This window comes from Nocardioides xinjiangensis (assembly GCF_017916455.1).
GTDB lineage: Bacteria > Actinomycetota > Actinomycetes > Propionibacteriales > Nocardioidaceae > Nocardioides > Nocardioides xinjiangensis.
Window position 1 is genome coordinate 28,447 of record NZ_JAFMSY010000005.1, and the last position, 17,279, is coordinate 45,725.

At 72.5% G+C, this 17,279-nt stretch carries 18 protein-coding genes; 5 read left to right on the top strand and 13 right to left on the bottom strand.

Annotation, left to right across the window (positions count from 1 at the left end; translation table 11 throughout):
* The first annotated feature begins 269 nt into the window (after window positions 1-269).
* A complete protein-coding gene (locus J3P38_RS16455; protein ID WP_210440032.1) occupies window positions 270-881 on the top strand; it encodes a hypothetical protein in 612 nt (203 codons plus the stop codon).
* 162 nt (window positions 882-1,043) lie between these two features.
* Window positions 1,044-2,507, top strand: coding sequence for a LamG-like jellyroll fold domain-containing protein (locus J3P38_RS16460; protein ID WP_210504404.1), 1,464 nt, complete (start codon window positions 1,044-1,046; stop codon window positions 2,505-2,507).
* A 223-nt stretch (window positions 2,508-2,730) separates the two neighbouring features.
* Here J3P38_RS16460 and J3P38_RS16465 read toward each other — a convergent pair whose 3' ends face one another.
* Complete coding sequence (locus tag J3P38_RS16465; RefSeq protein WP_246856400.1) at window positions 2,731-3,435, bottom strand: hypothetical protein; 705 nt, start codon at window positions 3,433-3,435, stop codon at window positions 2,731-2,733.
* Window positions 3,436-3,560: 125 nt separating this feature from the next.
* On the opposite strand from J3P38_RS16465, the gene J3P38_RS16470 reads away from it, so the two are divergent.
* Window positions 3,561-4,898 (top strand): ATP-binding protein, encoded by a 1,338-nt coding sequence (locus J3P38_RS16470; protein ID WP_374222622.1) that lies wholly within the window; start codon window positions 3,561-3,563, stop codon window positions 4,896-4,898.
* A gap of 70 nt (window positions 4,899-4,968) precedes the next feature.
* Here J3P38_RS16470 and J3P38_RS16475 read toward each other — a convergent pair whose 3' ends face one another.
* The 5 genes from J3P38_RS16475 to J3P38_RS16495 form a co-directional block, all read right to left on the bottom strand.
* Window positions 4,969-5,757, bottom strand: a complete 789-nt coding sequence (locus J3P38_RS16475) for a trypsin-like serine protease (RefSeq protein ID WP_210504406.1) — start codon at window positions 5,755-5,757, stop codon at window positions 4,969-4,971.
* Window positions 5,758-5,914: 157 nt separating this feature from the next.
* Entirely contained in the window at window positions 5,915-7,531 is a 1,617-nt protein-coding gene (locus tag J3P38_RS18480; protein ID WP_210504407.1) for a RecQ family ATP-dependent DNA helicase, read from the bottom strand.
* Between the two features lie 88 nt (window positions 7,532-7,619).
* Window positions 7,620-7,985 carry a hypothetical protein gene (locus J3P38_RS16485; protein ID WP_210504408.1) on the bottom strand — a complete coding sequence of 122 codons (366 nt, stop codon included), beginning with the start codon at window positions 7,983-7,985 and terminating at the stop codon, window positions 7,620-7,622.
* Between the two features lie 41 nt (window positions 7,986-8,026).
* On the bottom strand, window positions 8,027-8,281 hold the full coding sequence (locus J3P38_RS16490) for a hypothetical protein (protein ID WP_210440040.1): 255 nt from the start codon (window positions 8,279-8,281) through the stop codon (window positions 8,027-8,029).
* A gap of 16 nt (window positions 8,282-8,297) precedes the next feature.
* Window positions 8,298-9,092 carry a DinB family protein gene (locus J3P38_RS16495; protein WP_210504409.1) on the bottom strand — a complete coding sequence of 265 codons (795 nt, stop codon included), beginning with the start codon at window positions 9,090-9,092 and terminating at the stop codon, window positions 8,298-8,300.
* Window positions 9,093-9,147: 55 nt separating this feature from the next.
* Between J3P38_RS16495 and J3P38_RS16500 the strand changes: the two genes are divergently transcribed.
* Window positions 9,148-10,044: an alpha/beta fold hydrolase gene (locus tag J3P38_RS16500; protein ID WP_210504410.1), complete on the top strand. Its 897-nt coding sequence runs from the start codon at window positions 9,148-9,150 to the stop codon at window positions 10,042-10,044.
* 26 nt (window positions 10,045-10,070) lie between these two features.
* On the opposite strand, the gene J3P38_RS16505 is transcribed toward J3P38_RS16500, so the two are convergent.
* On the bottom strand, window positions 10,071-10,286 hold the full coding sequence (locus J3P38_RS16505; protein WP_210504411.1) for an amphi-Trp domain-containing protein: 216 nt from the start codon (window positions 10,284-10,286) through the stop codon (window positions 10,071-10,073).
* Between the two features lie 20 nt (window positions 10,287-10,306).
* Window positions 10,307-11,455 (bottom strand): acyl-CoA dehydrogenase family protein, encoded by a 1,149-nt coding sequence (locus J3P38_RS16510; RefSeq protein WP_210504412.1) that lies wholly within the window; start codon window positions 11,453-11,455, stop codon window positions 10,307-10,309.
* A 73-nt stretch (window positions 11,456-11,528) separates the two neighbouring features.
* Between J3P38_RS16510 and J3P38_RS16515 the strand changes: the two genes are divergently transcribed.
* Window positions 11,529-12,050: a hypothetical protein gene (locus tag J3P38_RS16515; RefSeq protein WP_210504413.1), complete on the top strand. Its 522-nt coding sequence runs from the start codon at window positions 11,529-11,531 to the stop codon at window positions 12,048-12,050.
* Window positions 12,051-12,079: 29 nt separating this feature from the next.
* Here the strand turns inward: J3P38_RS16515 and J3P38_RS16520 are convergent, their stop codons facing one another.
* The 5 genes from J3P38_RS16520 to J3P38_RS16535 all read right to left on the bottom strand — a co-directional run bounded on the left by J3P38_RS16520 (window position 12,080) and on the right by J3P38_RS16535 (window position 17,265).
* Window positions 12,080-13,117: an LLM class F420-dependent oxidoreductase gene (locus J3P38_RS16520; RefSeq protein ID WP_210504414.1), complete on the bottom strand. Its 1,038-nt coding sequence runs from the start codon at window positions 13,115-13,117 to the stop codon at window positions 12,080-12,082.
* Window positions 13,118-13,190: 73 nt separating this feature from the next.
* Window positions 13,191-14,933, bottom strand: a complete 1,743-nt coding sequence (locus tag J3P38_RS16525) for an ABC transporter ATP-binding protein (protein WP_210440054.1) — start codon at window positions 14,931-14,933, stop codon at window positions 13,191-13,193.
* Complete coding sequence (locus J3P38_RS17950) at window positions 14,930-15,691, bottom strand: ABC transporter ATP-binding protein (RefSeq protein ID WP_307807965.1); 762 nt, start codon at window positions 15,689-15,691, stop codon at window positions 14,930-14,932. The genes J3P38_RS16525 and J3P38_RS17950 overlap by 4 nt, the downstream gene beginning before the upstream one ends.
* An 87-nt stretch (window positions 15,692-15,778) precedes the next feature.
* Entirely contained in the window at window positions 15,779-16,654 is an 876-nt protein-coding gene (locus J3P38_RS17955; RefSeq protein ID WP_307807966.1) for an ABC transporter transmembrane domain-containing protein, read from the bottom strand.
* Window positions 16,655-16,710: 56 nt separating this feature from the next.
* Entirely contained in the window at window positions 16,711-17,265 is a 555-nt protein-coding gene (locus J3P38_RS16535; RefSeq protein ID WP_210440058.1) for a hypothetical protein, read from the bottom strand.
* Between the last annotated feature and the right edge of the window lie 14 nt (window positions 17,266-17,279).

Here is a 17,279-nt window from a genome sequence, read left to right on the forward strand (position 1 = left end):
CCCTCGTCGGTAAGGTAAAGGACCCTGTGCAGCGCTACTACGCTGACGGCAGCCAGATGGCGCCCTCTCGGGACTCTTGGCTGCCCCTGGTTCGCTCGTCCGCCCGTTTCCCGGGTGGACATGACACGTAGGTGCCGGCGCCTGCCCTCGATCGGGTTCGCGCGCGGTGCCTTGTGCCACGAGCGCCTGGTGAGCAGCTACGCGCAACCCTGCGGGCACCCACCACCCACCAGGCCTCGACCGGGGCCACAGGAAGGCACGCCCGCACCATGAACAAGCCCACCCGCCGCACCACCAAGGTCCTCGCGGCCGCCACCACTCCCGTCGCGCTCATCGGTGCCGCGGCGCTCATCTACACGTCCTCGTATGCCGCCTTCACCGGACAGACCCGCAACTCAGGCAACCAGTGGTCGACCGGGTCGGTCAGCCTTACCGATGACGACAACGGCTCGGCCCGCTTCCAGGTCAAGGACATGCTCCCAGGCGCGACCGACACCAAGTGCATCAAGGTGACTGCCAACGCGTCGGTGCCCAGCACCGTGAAGGGCTACGCCGTCAACCCGGTCACCAGTCCGCAGGGCCTGGAGAACCGCATCAAGGTGACCATCGACTCAGGCACCGGTGGCTCATTCGCCGACTGCTCTGGCTTCGTCGCCGGCGGTCCGGCGCACGTGACCGACGTCTCGCTGAGCCAGATCGCCCAGGTCAACACCTTCGAGGCCGGCTTCGGCGGCTGGACCGTCGATCCGGGCGTGCGCGACCGGACCTACCGCCTGACCTACAAGTTCGACACCACCGGCATGACGCAGTCGGAGATCGACCAGCTCCAGGGCGCCACCACCGGCATCGACATGCAGTGGGAGATGCGCACCAACGGCTGACCCTCGGGTGCGCCACGCCACCGGTTCACCCGCACCTCGTCATGCCATGACCGGCCGGGGCTGACACGCCACGTCGCCCCGGCCGGTCCCAGCGACACCGGCCACTACCGTCGATCCGCCGTCGCAGCGCCCGTCGAACAGCCTTACAGTCCTGGAGGCGCCATGCCCTCCCAGCGCACCGCGGCCGCGGCCGCCGGCTGGGCACGGCTGACAGCCGTGCTCGTCTCGCGCGCCTACCGCACGGGCCTGCTGACCCTCTCGGTCATCGCGCTCGCGCCGCTGCTGTTCGGTTGGGGCTCCTTCGTCATCAAGTCCGGCTCGATGGGGCCCTCGATCGACGTCGGCGACGTCGTGGTCGCTCGCCCCTTCGCGATCGGCGAGAAGGTTGCCGTCGGCCGCGTCTACGTCTTCGACGACCCGTCGACCAGCCGGGAGCACCTGCTCACGCACCGCATCGTCGAGCTGCGCGACGACGGGTCCTACACCAGCGCAGGCGACGCGAACGAAGTCACCGACGCCACCCCAGTCACCACCGACGACTTCGAGGCCCGCGGCATCCTGCTCGTCCCCTTCGTCGGCCTGCCGGTGACCTGGCTCCAGAATGGGCAGTGGGTCAGGCTCGGCCTCTGGCTGTTGCTGACCGTCGCCGCCTTCTGGGCCGCCACCCGCAACCTTGACGGGGAGCCGCCGAAGTGGAACCTGCTGCGGTTCACCTCGCGACCGATGCGCCAGCGCCGCTCGGAGCACACGTCAGACGACGCCGACGACGACAACGGCGCCCAGGAGGTCCCGGCTGCTCGGCGAGTCCCGCACCGAGTCGCGCGCCGCCACGCTCCCGCCCTGCTCGGGATCGTCATCGCGCTGAGCGGCACCGGTCTCGGCACCGCCAACGCCGGCTTCACCGCCCAGACCAGGAGCCCCGGCATGCGGTGGACCGTCGCCAGCTTCGTCCAGCCGTACGTCGCCGCCGTGCTCGCCGACAACCCTGCGACCTTCTGGCTCCTCGACGAGGCAGTTGGCACCGGCACCGCCCAGGACCGCTCCGGCAACCAGACCCTCGGCACCTACCGCGCCGGCGCAACCCTGGGGCAGACCGGCGCGCTGACCAGCCGCAACCCCGGCACCTCGATGCGCGCAGCCGGGGGCCTGGCGGTCACCTCGGCCAGACCGGTCGCCGCACCGACCGCCCATTCCATCGAGCTGTGGTTCCGCACCACCTCCACCACGGGCGGCTATCTCGTCGGATTTGAATCAACCACCGCGACAACCTCGCCGCTGGCAGACCGCATCGCGCGGATGACCCCCTCCGGACAGCTGACCTACGGCAACTGGAGTACCAACCCCGTCCGAACCATCACGACCCCTCGCGCCTACAACGACGGGAACTGGCACCAGCTGGTCGTCGCCGTCGCCAACCCCAGCTCCTTCGGCGACACCGTGCTCTACGTCGACGGCGTCGCCGCCGTCTCCGGTCAGACCTCGAAGGCGGAGGCCTACAACGGCTACTGGCGTGTTGGCGCCGGAGCAGGCACCAGCCCCGCCTTCAACGGGACCATCGACAACCTCTCGATCTACCTCACGACGATGCCCGCGGCCAGGGTCGCCGCCCACTACGCCGCCAGATGACCACCCTCCGAGCGGCGATGAGAACCGAGCGTTGCAGCCGCCGACTCTCGTGTCATAGGCGACCACAGGACCGAACAGTCATGTGAAGCCGGCGGCGGAAAGACGCAGCTCGAAGCGGATTGACCACAGCAACCCGCGCACCGGCCCGAGATGTCAGATCATCGTCGTGGCCGGCGGCGACAGGGCTGCGCCGGCCGCACCCAGCGGCGCGGCCGACCAGATGTCACGCGAGACGGGCGGCCGGCGCCGAAGTGCCCTCGGATGCGGGGACGTCGATGCCTGCCTCTGTTCGGCCCGTGTGCCGCCACAACGAGACACCCAGCCCGATCAGTGCGACGCCGGTGGGGACGGCCATCGGTCGGTCGAAGGCGGCCGGAAGGACTGCCAGGAGAGCCGTGCCGGAGGTGCCGATCGCCAGCAGGGCCGCGGCCCATCGGGCGAGGACTGCGGCGCGGAACAGCGCTACGCCGAGGAGCACTCCGCCGAGCAGGTAGCCGGCGCCGGCGACGTTGAACAGGGTTTGCAGGGCGCCGATGTCGCGGTCGATCGTCGCGCCGGTCGCAGCTGCGACGGCGTCGTCGACCAGTCCCGGATGGGTGTCGACGAGGATGGGCAGCACGACTGCGGCGATCATCTCGACTGCCAGGATGGCGAGGTAGCCCGTGGCAAACGTGAGGCATCCGAGGAGTCCCAGCACACCCAGTCGGCGGTGCTGGTGCAGGTACATGCCGGTGATGCCCGCGAGCGCGAGGGCTGCCATTGCCGTCTTGGCCAAGCTGCGCGCCACCCATTCGTCGGTCTCGGTGGTGAAGGTGCCGGGATCCGGGTGACCGATCTGGACGGCGATGAAGATGCCGCCCGCGAGGGCGGCAGACGCGCTGCTGGCCCTGAGGAGCCTGGTCGTGGTGATCGCGCTGAGAGGTGGCACCGCACCATTCTCGGGCAGGGCGCGAGGCGGCGTGCGTGATTCGGGGTAGGTCTGGGGGCTGCCTCGGGGGCCGCTCAGTGCGGCATTCGATGTTTGGCGTCACGATGCGCCCCTGAGGTCGTTACATGTGTAGCGGGCGCCACCTGGCACTCGCGTTCTGCTGGTGCTCGGGCCGAGCCGGACGAGCAGGGGGTGGGTCTGTGTCTGGGTCGACCGTGCGAGCGCTGACACTGCCGCCTGCCTCGACGGCGGCGCGTGAGGCGCGGCGCGCGGTGCGGGACGCAGTGACGAAGTCGGGGGCTGCGGATCTCGCCGAGGCGGCTGAGCTGGTGACCTCGGAGCTCGTCACGAACGCCGTGGTGCACGCTGGGACGCACGTGCGCCTCCTCATCACCGCAGAGGCGAAGGCCGTCCGCGTGGAGGTGGGTGACGCCAGTCCGCACCTTCCGATCCGCCGGTCCTGGTCCCAGATGGCGGGCACCGGACGGGGTCTGGCGATCGTCGAGGATCAAACGGACAGGTGGGGCGCATCGCGGGTCGACGCCGGGAAGGTCGTCTGGTTCGAGATCGGGGAGCCCACCGGTCCGGCGCCTCGAGAGGCCGTCGCGGCCAGCCCGACCGGTGACACCGTGATCACCACGTTGTTGAACGTTCCCCTGCTCATGCACTGGGCCTGGCAGGAGCACGCGTCCGCGCTGTTGCGCGAGTACCTCCTGTACGCGCTCGAGGACGAGCCACAGGCGGTCGAGGAACACGCTCGCGCCAGCGACGCGCTGAGAATCCTCGAGGAACAGATCTTGAAGCCGCAGCTGCCGATCGACCCGGCCGCCCTGATAGCGAGCTCCGTCGAACCGGACACGACCGCCGAACACCTCGAGCTCGTGGTCCCGGCTGCCGCAGTAGCGCACTTCGAGGTGCTCGACCACGTGCTCACCCGCGCTGTGCGAGCGGCCGAGGCCGGGCATCTGCTCGGTCCGCCCACTCAGCCCGAGATCGTGGAGATGCGCCAGTGGCTGTGCGGGCAGGTGCTGTCGCAGAGCGACGGTGGTCGGCCCGTCCCGTGGGCCGTCCGCACCGACTTGCGCAGCCCCTCCACGAGCAGCTCCCCGTCAGCTGAGATCGCACGCGAGGTGGAGCGACTGGACGTCCCTGCGCTGGTCGCGAACGACGCCGGGGTGATCATGGCCGTCTCGTCGGGGCTGGTGGAGCTCCTTCGCTACCAGGACGCCTCCTCCCTGCTGGGGCGCCGAATCGTCGTCGTCATCCCTCCACGGTTCCACCAGGCCCACATCGCCGGGACGACGTTGCACGCCACGAACGGACGCGACGTCCTGCTGAACCAGTGGGTCGTCGTGCCCGCTGTCCGGGCGGACGGCAGCGAGGTCACGGTGGAGCTGCGCGTCGAAACGCAACGCGCGAACGACGCACATCACTTCGTGGCCCAGTTCCGCGTGCACCACTGAGGACGCCGCGCACGAGGCGCCCGTCCCTCGCGGAACGGGCGCCTCGCCGCCTGTTCGGCGGCTCGGGGCTTCAGTCGAGGAAGCCGCTGATGAAGGCGTAGGCCTCCGGGGTGTCCACGCGGTACGAGAAGTCATTGCCCTTGCAGGTGTTGTTCAGCCCGAAGCTGTTGACCGCCACGACGATGTCGGTGCTCCGGTAGAGGATGGGACCGCCCGAGTCGCCCGAGCAGTTGCCGCCGCGGTCGTTGCCGGGGTTGTTCGTCGTCTGCAGCCCGTAGTCGCCCACCAGAGCGTTGTTCAGGCTGATCAGGTCGCTCTCGGCGTACATGCGGATCTTGTCGCCGATCAGGTAGGGCTTGCGCTGCTGCAGGCCATACCCGACGGTCGTGAAGTAGGTGTCGCGCTGACCGCGCCGCGTCGACAGGTCGTCGAGGTAGCCCACCGGTGCCAGCTGGGCCGGCTCGATGTCGGTGATGGCACGATCGAGGGTGAAGACCGAGAGGTCGCGCGTGTCCGGGGTCGTCAGCGAGCCGGTCCAACCCGGCATGGCGTGCGGAGCACCGACCGCGTCGAAGTCGGTCGACGTGCTGACGTCCACCGTGCGCAGATCCTCGTCGAAGAAGATGTGGGCGTAAGCCACCCCGTCGGTGCAGTGGGCTGCGGAGAGCACCACGTCTTCGTCGATGAGCGTGCCGCTGCACCGTCCCGCATACGTCCCGTCCTCCTCGAACAGGGCGATGAGCGCGACGTACGGGTGCGCGCCGTTGTCGACCTGGCCGTAGTTGATGGCGTGCGCGGGGGCTGCCGTGGTGCTGAGTCCGAGGACGAGGGCAGCGGCGAGAAGTGTGCGTCGAATCATGCGGGTGCCTCCCGGTTGGCTGATGAGTGCGAGACCATCGTCCTCGGCGCTGGTCCGCGCGCTAGGTGGGAACAGGGCAGTTCCGGGTCCGACGTGGTCGGCCAGCCCGGTGCCGGAGCGCCAGCAGGGGTGCCGCGCGGTCGCCGCCCGCCGCTCCCTACCCCGGCCGCCGGACCTCCAGCAGCCCCCGGTCCTCGACCAGGTCGAGCGAGAGCGTCCGGTAGCCGACGTCCTCGAACAGCACGGTGATCCGGTCGTCCTCGACGTCGGTCACGGTGCCGGTTCCGAACTCCGGGTGCTCGACCGTGTTCTGCACGGCGTACGGCGCGTCGGCGTCCTGCGACTCGTCCGGCGCGTCGCCGGAGAGGCAGTTGTCGCACACCCCGCAGCGGTCGCGGACCTCGGCGCCGAAGTAGCCCAGCATGAAGGCGCTGCGGCACCGGTCGGTCTCGGCGTACGCGCGCATCATCTCGACCCGCGACTCCTCGAGCCGGCGGTGCGCCTTCGCCCGCTCGACCACGGCGTCGACGACCGCGTCGAGGTCGGCGTCGTCCCGGACGTCGCCCGCGGCCCTGGCGAGGTTGACGAGGTTGATGATGCGACCCGCCTTGCGGAAGCCGAAGTCGAGGTGCTCGCTCACCTCGCGCGGGTCGTCGCTGTCCGCCGCCCTCATCGCCTCCACGACCGCGCGCACGTCGCGGGGCTTGGGCACGGGGGTGGCGAAGAAGTGCCCGAGCGAGAGGTCCTCGGCGCGGTAGGCGAGCACCGCCTTCGCGGTCGCGCGGTCGCGGCCGGCCCGCCCCACCTCCTGCCAGTACGTGTCGGGGGACTCCGGGACGTCGGCGTGCACCACGAAGCGGATGTCGGGCTTGTCGATGCCCATGCCGAAGGCGGACGTGGCCGCCACCAGCGGCACCTCGCCCGTCATGAACTCCTCGTGCACCTGGTTGCGCCGGCGCTGGGGGAGGCCGGCGTGGTACGCCGCCGCGCGGTACCCGCGCTCGACGAGCGCCTCGGCGAAGGACTCCGCGCCGGCGCGGGTGCGGCAGTAGACCACCCCGCTGCCGGGATCGCCGGCCAGCTCACCGACCAGGTCGAGCACCCGGTCGCGCTGCTCGTCGGCGTCGGCGAAGCGCTCGACCGCGAGCGCGATGTTGTCGCGCTCGAAGCCCGTCAGGACGATGCGCGGGTCGCGCAGCCCCAGCCGCTCGACGATGTCCTGCTGGGTGGGGAGCGCGGCCGTCGCGGTCATCGCGACCACCCGCGGCTTGCCGAGCTGGGCGACGAGGTCGCCGAGGCGGAGGTAGTCGGGCCGGAAGTCGTGGCCCCACGAGGACACGCAGTGCGCCTCGTCGACGGCCACGAGGCGCGGCTCGATCGAGGCGATCTCGGCCAGCACCTCGGGGTTGGCGAGCTGCTCGGGCGCGAGCAGCAGGAAGCGGACCTCACCCGACCGGGCCGCCTCGAGCACCGCGGCACGGGCGCTCTCGGACTCCGCCGAGCTCAGCCGCGCGGCGGTGAGCCCGGCCTCCTCGAGCGAGTCGACCTGGTCCTGCTGGAGCGCGAGGAGTGGGGAGACGACGACGGTGCACCCGCCCAGCAGCAGCCCGGCGACCTGGTAGACCAGCGACTTGCCCGAGCCGGTCGGGGCCACGAGCAGCACGTCGCGCTCGTCGAGGAGGGCCAGGACGGCGTCCTCCTGGCCGGGCAGCAGCTCCCGGTGCCCGAAGTGTCGTGCTGCTGTCTCGCGCACCTGCTCGGCTGCGATGGCCACCCGGGGCCCCTCTCGATGTCCGTCGCGCACGACCTGTGCGACCGGTGGAGGTACCCGGCCCCGCGAAGCGGCATGCGGGAGAGGTGGGTCACCGGGGACGGAAGCCCGAGCACATGATCCGCAGGTGCTCGATCGTCTCGCCGCCGCGGTAGTAGGCCTGCTGCTCGGCGACGTACGAGCCGTCCGGGTTGACGAGGTCGAAGCGGTAGCTGACGTGCGAGGTGTCAGCGACGTCGGACCGCTCGGCGACCTCGACCACCCGCTCGATCGTGTCCGACTCCTCGAACCACGAGCCGAGGACCGTCTCCACGACGTCGTCGGGGCCGGTGCCCTCCCAGAGCCGGCCGGGGGTGAGCCCCTTGAAGTCCACGTCGTCGGCGAGCAGGGCGCGCAGCGCGGCCTCGTCCTTGGCCGCGATGGCGCCGGCGAGCCGCGCGCCCAGGCTGTCGGTCATGCGGTCAGTGTGCGGCCCCGCCGGGGCTGGGGGGAAGTGGGTCACGGTCGCTCCGTGCGGTCGCGCAGCCACGTCGTCGTGCCCGGTGCCATGCCGCGTGACTTCGGGGTCGACGGCACCGGGCTCACGAGGAGCGCGGCATCGTCGGGCAGCGACCACTTGAGGGCGTGGAAGACCGCCGACAGCGACTCGGTGCTGTCGACCAGCAGGAGGCCGGGTGCGACCTCGCGGGCCTCCGTCCACGGACCCTCGAGCGTGTCCGGCGGGGCGGCTGTCCAGGCGAGGTAGACCGGCATGTCGCCGATTGTGGCGTCAACCCGCCAGCGCCGCGAGGTCGCGCTCGGCGTAGAGCCGGTGCTCCCACTCCTCGTTGAGGACCACCTTCAGGCACGCCGCCACGGTGAGGTCGTCCGCGTCGCCGAGGAACGGCGTGGCCGAGGTGACGCGCCGCTCGAGCCCCTCGTCGGTCAGGCCGTCGAGCACCGCCTGCACTGTGGCGCGCCGCCGGGCCCGCAGGTCGAGCACGTCGTCGAGCGGGGGGCGTACGTCGCGGTCCCACGGCACGCCCGCCACCGCCGGCGCCTCGTCCCACGGCAGGTCGAGCGGGTGCCACGGCGACGGGTCGCCCAGCACCACGCCGCCGACCCAGCAGGCGTGCGCGAAGCCGAGGTGCCGCAGCGTCTCGATGAAGGACCACTCCCCGTCGACCTGCTCGTGCAGCCGGTCGGCGGGCAGGGCCCGCGCCGACCCGACGGTGCCCGCCCACAGCCGGTCGAGCGTCGAGAACGCCGTGCGGAAGCCGGCGAGGTCGGTGGGGCGCATCAGCGCCCGCTCGGGCATCCGGCGGTCGAGCTCCGCCTCGACGAGGGGAGCCACGTCGACCCCGTTGACCACCAGCCGGCCGACCTCTCCGTGGATCTCCATGTCGGGAACTTCGACGCCCGTCATGCGGACGCCCTTCAGCCAGGCGGCACGCACGCGGACCTCGCTGAGGTCGACGTCGCGGAGATCGGCGCCGGCGAGGCGCACCTCGCGGAAGGTGCTGCCCGACAGGTCGACCCGCTGGAAGGTGGAGCCGCCGAGGTCCTGCTCGATGAAGTCGCTCATCCCGGCAGGTTAGGAGTCGTTGCGGACGATCCGCGACCGGTTCGATCATGTGTCCATGACCGACGCACCCCGCACGCCCGGCACGGTCGCCGTCCCCGGCGCCGTCCTCTCCTTCGACGTCATCGGCGACCTCGCCGACGCCACCGCTGCCTCCCCGCCGCTGGTCCTGGCGGGATCGCCGATGGACAGCACCGGGTTCGGCAGCCTCGCCGCCGCGCTGAGGCGGGCGGCGCCGGACCGGGTCCTGGTGCTGACCGACCCGCGCAACACCGGCCGCAGCACCCGCGACGACGACACCGCGGCGGTGACGCCGGAGCAGCACGCCGACGACCTGCACGCGCTCGTCGAGGCGCTGGGCGTCGGGCCGGTCGACGTGTTCGCCTCCTCGGGCGCCGCGGTCAACTTCCTGCACCTGGTGGCGACGCACCCTGGCGACGTCCGCATCCTCGTCGCGCACGAGCCGCCGATGACGGCGCTGCTCCCCGACGCCGAGGCCATCGCACGGGTGTGCGCCGACATGGTCGCCACCTACGACGCGTCCGGCCGCGGACCGGCGATGGCCCGCTTCATCGGGCTGGTGATGCACCGCGGCGAGGTGCGCGGCGACGAGCCCGCTCCGGACCCCGCGATGTTCGGGCTGCCCACCGAGGACGACGGCTCCCGCGACGACCCGCTCATGGCCAACATGCGCGGCGAGGGCGTCACGCGCGTGCCCGACCTCGACGCGGTGCGCGCTGCGAGCACCCGGGTGGTCGTCGGCGTCGGCGAGGAGTCGGGTGGGCCGGCCGACGGCGAGGTCGCGGGGCGGTCGGCGTACGCCGTCGCGCGGGCCCTGGGCCAGGAGCCCGTCGTGTTCCCCGGGGGCCACAACGGCTTCCTCGGCGGGGAGTTCGGCCAGACGGGCAAGCCCGAGGAGTTCGCCGCGCGCCTGCGCGAGGTGCTCGCCGGCTGACCGGTCAGCGACCGGCGGTCACCAGGTCACCAGGTCAGCTCGATCTCGACCTCGTTGGACTCGCCCAGCTCGACCTCGACCTTGAGGGCGACCTCGTCGGGCACGGCGACGGTGATCCGACCGCCGTCGCGCACGAACTCGATGGAGTTGTGCTTGGCGAGCGAGTCGGCGAGCGCGCGCAGTCGGGTGGCGGCCTCCTCGCGGGTCATGGTCCGGGTCTCGTCCATCTCGAAGAGCTCCATGGCCTGAACCTAGCCAGCGGCTACAACCCGAGCATCCGGCCGATGATCTCCTTCTGGATCTCGGTCGTCCCGCCGTAGATGGTCTGGATCCGCGAGTCCGTGTACGCCTTGGAGATGGGGTACTCGCTCATGTAGCCGTAGCCGCCGTGGAGCTGCACGCCGGCGTCGACGACCCGCTTCTGCAGCTCGGTGGTCCACCACTTCGCCATCGACGCCAGCGCGGTGTCGACCTCGCCGGCGTTGAGCCGCAGCACGCAGTCGTTGATGAAGACTCGGGCGACGTGCGCCTCGGTGGCCATCTCGGCCAGGACGAAGCGGTTGTGCTGGAAGCTGCCGATGGGGCGGCCGAACGCCTCGCGCTCCTTGACGTACGTCAGGCACAGGTCGAGGACGTGCTCGACGGCCGCGACCGCGATGCAGCCGATCGAGATGCGCTCCTGGGGCAGGTTCTCCATCAGCGACACGAAGCCCGAGCCCTCGGGGCCGAGGAGGTTCTCCTTCGGCACGCGTACGTCGGTGAACGACAGCTCGGCGGTGTCCTGGGCGTGCAGCCCCATCTTGGCGAGGTTCCGGCCGCGCTCGAAGCCCTCCATGCCCCGCTCGACGACCAGCAGCGAGATGCCCTGGTGCCCGGCCTCGGGGTCCGTGCGGCAGACCACGACCACCAGGTCGGACAGGATCCCGTTGGAGATGAAGGTCTTCGAGCCGTTGAGGACGTAGTGGTCACCGGCGTCCACGGCCGTGGTGCGGATGCCCTGGAGGTCCGAGCCCGCGCCCGGCTCGGTCATCGCGATGGCGGTGACGAGGTCGCCGGACACGCAGCCGGGCAGCCAGCGCCGCTTCTGCTCGTCGGTGCCGAGGGAGGAGATGTAGGGGACGATGATGTCGGTGTGCACGGCGAAGCCCGGGCCGGTGGCACCGGCGCGGGCGGCCTCCTCGGCCAGCACCATGTTGTAGCGGAAGTCCTTGATCCCCGGCCCGCCGTAGGCCTCGTCGACGTCGAAGCACAGCAGCCCGCGCTCGCCGGCCCGGCGCCAGACCTCGCGGTCGACGACCCCGTCGAGCTCCCACGCCTCGTGGTGCGGCACGACCTCCTTGTCGAAGAACGCGCGCGCGACGGCGCGGAAGTCCTCGTGCTCCTGCTCGAGGATGCTGGGACGGTCAGGCACGGTTCCTCCGATCGGCCGGGGACCTCCCCGGTGGGGTGAGGCGACGCCGCCGGGGCGCGCCTACGTTGGCAGCATGAGCCTCGTGAGCACCGCCGTGCGGGCGACCCACACGGTCACCAACGCCGCCTGGTTCGGCGGGGCCCTGTTCGGGGCCGTCGGGCTCAACCCGGCCGCCCGCGAGCCCGACACCGAGCGCGAGCGCGTCGAGGTCTCGGGGACGGGCTGGGAGCGCTGGGGCCCGGTGCAGGGCGCGGCCATCGCGCTGCACCTGCTGAGCGGACTGGCGATCACGGCCGACAACCGCAACCGCGTCGTCGCCCACCGGCCGACGACCGCCGCGACGGTCGCCAAGGCGGTCGTCACCAGCGCCGCGGTCGCGTCGACGGCGGCCGCCTACGTCTACGGCGAGCGGCTCGGCCAGGCCGCCGGCGAGGACGGCCACCCGCGCGACCCCCGGGCGGCCGACGACGCCCGCGGCAAGCTGCGCTGGCTGCAGTGGACGACTCCCGCGCTCACCGGCGCGATGCTGGTGCTCGAGGCCCATCTCGGGGAGCAGCAGCGGGGCGCGGCCGGGCTGCTCGACGAGCCCTGGTGACGTCGTGACCGTGCCCGGCGGGCACGGGGTCACGACACCCACTCCTTGAGCTGCTCCACCGTCGCGACCGGGTCGGAGACCGGGGTGACGTGGAGGTCGGTGACGCCGGCCTCCCGGAAGGCGGCGATGCGCTCCTTGACGTACGACGCGGGGCCGACGAGGTTCGCCGCCTCCAGCCACTCGGTCGGGACCAGCGCCTCGGCCTCCTTCTTCTTGCCGGAGAGGTAGAGGTCCTGGATCGCCTCGGCCTCCTCCTCGTAGCCGTAGGCGCGGGCGACGTCGTTGTAGAAGTTCCTGCCCTTGGCGCCCATCCCGCCGACGTAGAGGGTGAAGTACGGCCGGGCGAGGTCGAGCAGCGCCGCGGTGTCGGGTCCCTCGCCGATCGCGACCAGCCCGCCGGCCATCACCTGCAGCGGGCCCAGGCCCTCCTGTCGCTCGGCGTTGCCGGCGGCGAGGGCCTCGCCCCACACGGTGTGGGCCTTCTCGGGGTGGAAGAGGTGGGGGATCCAGCCGTCGGCGATGGCGGCGGTCTGCTCGACGTTCTTCGGACCCAGCGCGGCGATCCAGATCGGGATGGTGTCGCGCTCGGGCCGGGTGAGCAGCTTGAGCGGCTTCCCCAGCCCCGTCACCGCGCCGTCGTCCTTGGTCAGCGGCAGGTGGAACTCGCCGTCGGCGGTGAGCGGCTCGCGCCGGAGGCCGCGGCGGACGATGTCGACGACCTCGGCGGTGCGGGCCAGCGGCCTGCGGTAGGGCACGCCGTGGAAGCCCTCGATCACCTGCGGGCCGCTGACACCGAGGCCGAGGATCGCGCGCCCGCCGCTCACGTTGTCGAGGCCGGCCGCGGTCTGCAGCAGCGCGCCGGGCGTGCGGGAGTAGATGTTGAGGATGCCCGAGCCGATCTGCACCGTCTCGGTCCGCGCCGCGAGGTAGCCCATCAGGGTGGGGGAGTCGAAGCCGTACGCCTCGGCGACCCACACACTGTCGAGGCCCGCCTTCTCGAGGGCGACCACCTGGTCCGCCGCGGCGCGCGGGTTGCCGTCGTACATCAGCAGGGAGGCGAGACGCATGCCGCAATCGTGACAGTGACACTGTCACGATTGCAAGGAGGGGCGTCCGGTGCGGGAAGCGCTCGCGGGCGGATCAGCCCTTGCCGTGCCAGGACTCCCAGAGCGCAGCGTAGGGACCACCGGCGGCGACCAGCTCGTCGTGCGGACCGAGCTCGGAGATCACCCCGTCCTCCACGACCGCGACGCGGTCGGCGTCGTGCGCGGAGAAGAGCCGGTGCGCGATCGCGATGACGGTGCGCCCCTCCAGCACCGCCGCCAGCGAGCGCTCGAGGTGCCGGGCCGCGCGCGGGTCGATGAGGGAGGTGGCCTCGTCGAGGACGAGCGTGTGCGGGTCGGCCAGCACCAGCCGGGCCAGCGCGACCTGCTGCGCCTGGGCCGCCGCGAGCGCCAGCCCGCCCGACCCCACGACGGTGTCGAGGCCCTGGGGCAGCGCGTCCACCCACTCCAGCGCGTCGACGGCGTCCAGCGCCTCGCGCACCGCGTCGTCGGAGGCGCCGGGGCGCGCGAGCACGACGTTGTCGCGCACGCTGCCGACGAAGACGTGGTGCTCCTGCGTCACCAGCGCGACGTGGCCGCGCAGGTCGTCGAGGGGCAGGTCGACGAGGTCGACGCCGCCGACCGTGACCCGCCCGGTGCGGGGCGGGTGGATGCCGGCCAGGAGGCGGCCGAGGGTCGACTTGCCCGCGCCGGAGGGGCCGACCATCGCGACGCGCTCGCCGACGCCCACGTCGAGGTCGATGCCGTGCAGGACGTCGCGGCCCTCGACGTAGGAGAAGCGGACGTCCTCGGCCTCGATCTGCTCGTCGTGCGGCCGTGCCTCGCCCGCGGTGCGGTCGTCGGGCACGAGCGAGACGCCGAGCAGCCGCGCCAGGGAGGCAGCGCCCATCTGCAGCTCGTCGAGGATGGAGACGATCCGGTCGAGCGGGTCGATGAGCATCTGGACGTAGAGCGTGGCGGCGGTGACGTCGGCGAGCGACACCTCGCCGCGCGTGTGCAGCCAGCCGCCGAGGAGCAGCGTGCCGACCACCGGCAGCAGGTAGCTGATCTCCATGCTCGGGAAGAACACCGTGCGCAGGCGGAGGGTGTACCTCTCGGCCTCGAACGACCTGGCGCAGTCGGCGTCGCCGCGGGCGATGCGGCGCTCCCCGAGGCCGAGCGCCTCGACGGTGCGCGCGCCCTCGACCGTCTCGGTGAGCGAGGCGGTGATCTCCGAGTACGTCGCCGACTCGCGCTCGTAGCCGTCGCGCGCGCGGGCGAGGTACCAGCGCAGCCCGAGCACGAGCGGCGGCGCGGCGAGCAGGCACGGCAGCGCCACCCACCAGCCGACGCTCAGCGCGGCGGCGAGGGTCAGCACCGCCGTGACCACCGCGATCGTCCACTCCGGCAGCGCCATCCGGACCGACCAGCCCAGCTGGTCGACGTCGCGGTTGGTGCGGGTGAGCAGGTCGCCGGAGCCGGCCGACTCGACGGTCCCGACCGGGAGCGAGAGCGCGCTGGCGACGAAGTCCTCCCGCAGCTCGGCCAGCACCTGCTCCCCGAGCACCTGGCTGTAGTAGCGCGCGAAGCGGGTGAGGACCGTCTGGACGACGAGGAAGCCGGCGAGCAGCAGCGCGATGCGGTCGACGTGGCCGCGGGTGGTGCCGTCCTCGACGGCGCCGACCAGGTCGCCGAGGAGGCGGGGTGCGGCCAGGGCGGCGACCGCCGCGAGCACGTGGAGGGCCAGGGCGCCCCACAGCAGGCGCGGGTGCCGGCGGGCGATGCGGACGGCGTACGACCGCACGTCGCGCGGCCCGGCGACGGGGAGACGGGTGGTCACGAGGCCTCCTCCGCCAGGTCGGCGGTCTCCCGGGTGACGACGGCCCGGTAGCCGGGCTCCGACTCCAGCAGCCACGCATGGGTGCCGCTGGCGACGACGCGGCCGTCGACGAGGAAGGCCACCTCGTCGGCCGTGTCGAGCAGCAGGGGGCTCACGGTGGTGACCACCGTCGTCCGTCCGGCCCGGTGCTCACGCAGCCGGGACGCGATGCGCGCCTCGGTGTGCGCGTCGACCGCCGAGGTGGGCTCGACCAGCACGAGCACCTCCGGGTCCGCGGCCAGGGCGCGGGCCAGCACGAGACGCTGCCGCTGCCCGCCGGAGAAGGACCGGCCCTTCTCGGTGACCACGGTGTCGAGCCCGGCGGGGAGCTCGGCGAGCACGTCCTGCGCCGACGCGGCGGCCACGGCCTGCTCGACACCGCCGCGACCGGCGACGTCGAGCACCTCGCGCAGCGGACCGGAGAACAGCTGGGCGCCGGAGTCGGAGACCACGACCCGGCGCCGCACGTCGGCGCGGGGCAGCGCCGTCAGCGGTACGCCGCCGAGGGTCACCTCGTCGTCGGGCACCGGCGCGCACAGGCCGAGCCGGTCGGCGAGCGACGCCGACTCGTCGGGGTGCTCGGTGACGATCGCCGTGAGCCGGCCGGGGGCGACCCGCAGCCCCGAGCGGGCGTCGGCGAGCTCCGATCCGACGGGCGGCGCCGGCGCCGGGTCCACGGGCTCGTCGAGGTCGGGCTCCAGGGCCAGGACCCGGCACACCCGCCGCGCCGCGACGCGACCGCGGATGTACTTGTTGGCGAACTCCGTCGCCGTCCGCAGCGGGATGAGGAGGAACGCGGAGTACCCCTAGAAGGCGACGAGCTCGCCGGCCGTGATCTCGCCGGCGACGGCGGCGCGGGCGCCGAGCCAGACCACCAGCACGACGAACACCCCGGGCAGCAGCACCTGCAGCGCGCTCAGCACGGACTGCACGCGGGCCACCTGGACGCCCGCCTGCCGGGTGTCCTGCGACTCGCGGCGGTAGCGGGACAGGAACACCTGCTCGCCGCCGATGCCGCGCAGCACCCGCAGGCCGCCGACGATGTCGCTGGCGGTGTTCGACAGGTCGCCCATCAGCTGGCGCTGGTGGGCGCTGCGGGACTGCAGCGGGCTGAGCAGCGGACCGATGAGCACGAGCAGCAGCGGCACCCCGAGCAGCACGACGAGGCCGAGCGTGACCGAGGTCTGCAGCAGGATCACCGACACGAGCAGGAACGACACGACCGCGCCGGCGAAGCGGGCGAGGATGTCCATCACCTGGCCGATGTGCGACAGGTCGCTCGTGCCGATGGCGACGACCTCGCCCGTCGACACCTTGCGCGGCAGGGTCGCCCCGAGGCGCACCGTCTGCCGGGTGACGAGCTGCACCGTCCGGTAGGCCGCCACCAGCCAGTTCGTGACCGCGAAGCGGTGGCGCATGATGCCCGCCGCCGCCTGCACCAGCCCGACGACCAGCAGCACGCCGGCCCAGACCAGCAGCTGCTCGGCGTCCCGGGCCGCCACCCCGCGGTCGATGGCGCGCCCGAGCACCGCCGGGATGACGGCCTGGGCGCTCATCCAGAGGATGCCGAACGCCATCCCGCCGGCGAGGGTCGGCCACTGCCCGCGGGCGACCCACCAGAGGAAGCGTCCGGGGGAGCGGTGGTCGGCGGTCCCGGGGTCCTCGAGGGGCAGGCGTCGCACCGACCGATCCTAGGTTCGGGCCGCTCCCGCGGACGAATCCTTTTCCGACCGCTCGGTCAGGCGAGACCGGGGAACTTCGCCGTCACACCCTCGAGCAGGGTGGCCGGGCGCTGCTCCTCGCCCGCCTGGGCGCTGAGGACCACCAAGGCGCCGGTCAGCGCGGGCACGGCCCACTGCAGCAGCTTCAGCTGCCGCTGGGCGGCGGCGACGTCGCTGGGCGTGTGGGCCGAGGGCTCGGTGCCGGACTCCGCGGGCACGGCGGTCTGCTGCGACACCCGCTTGCCGAGGGCGCGGCTGTAGGCGGTGACCCCCAGGGCCGCGACGGTGAGCCCGGTCTTCAGCACGACGGTGCGTCCGGCGCCCTTCTGGGCCGACACGCGGCCGGCGTCGCTGGCGAGCATCCCGATGCTGCCGACCAGGTGGGCGGCGATGGCCGCGGCGTTGACCGGGGTCCACCGGTCCCAGCCGACGTTGGCGACCGCGCCCGTGCCCTGGGCGGAGTCGGCCTCGGCCGCCGCGGGATTGAGTGCAGTCGCGTTGGCCAGCGTGCCGCCGAACCAGGCGGCCAGGCCGACGTCGTGGAGCGAGCGGGACAGGGTGTTCGTGGACATGGGTCCTCCGTCGG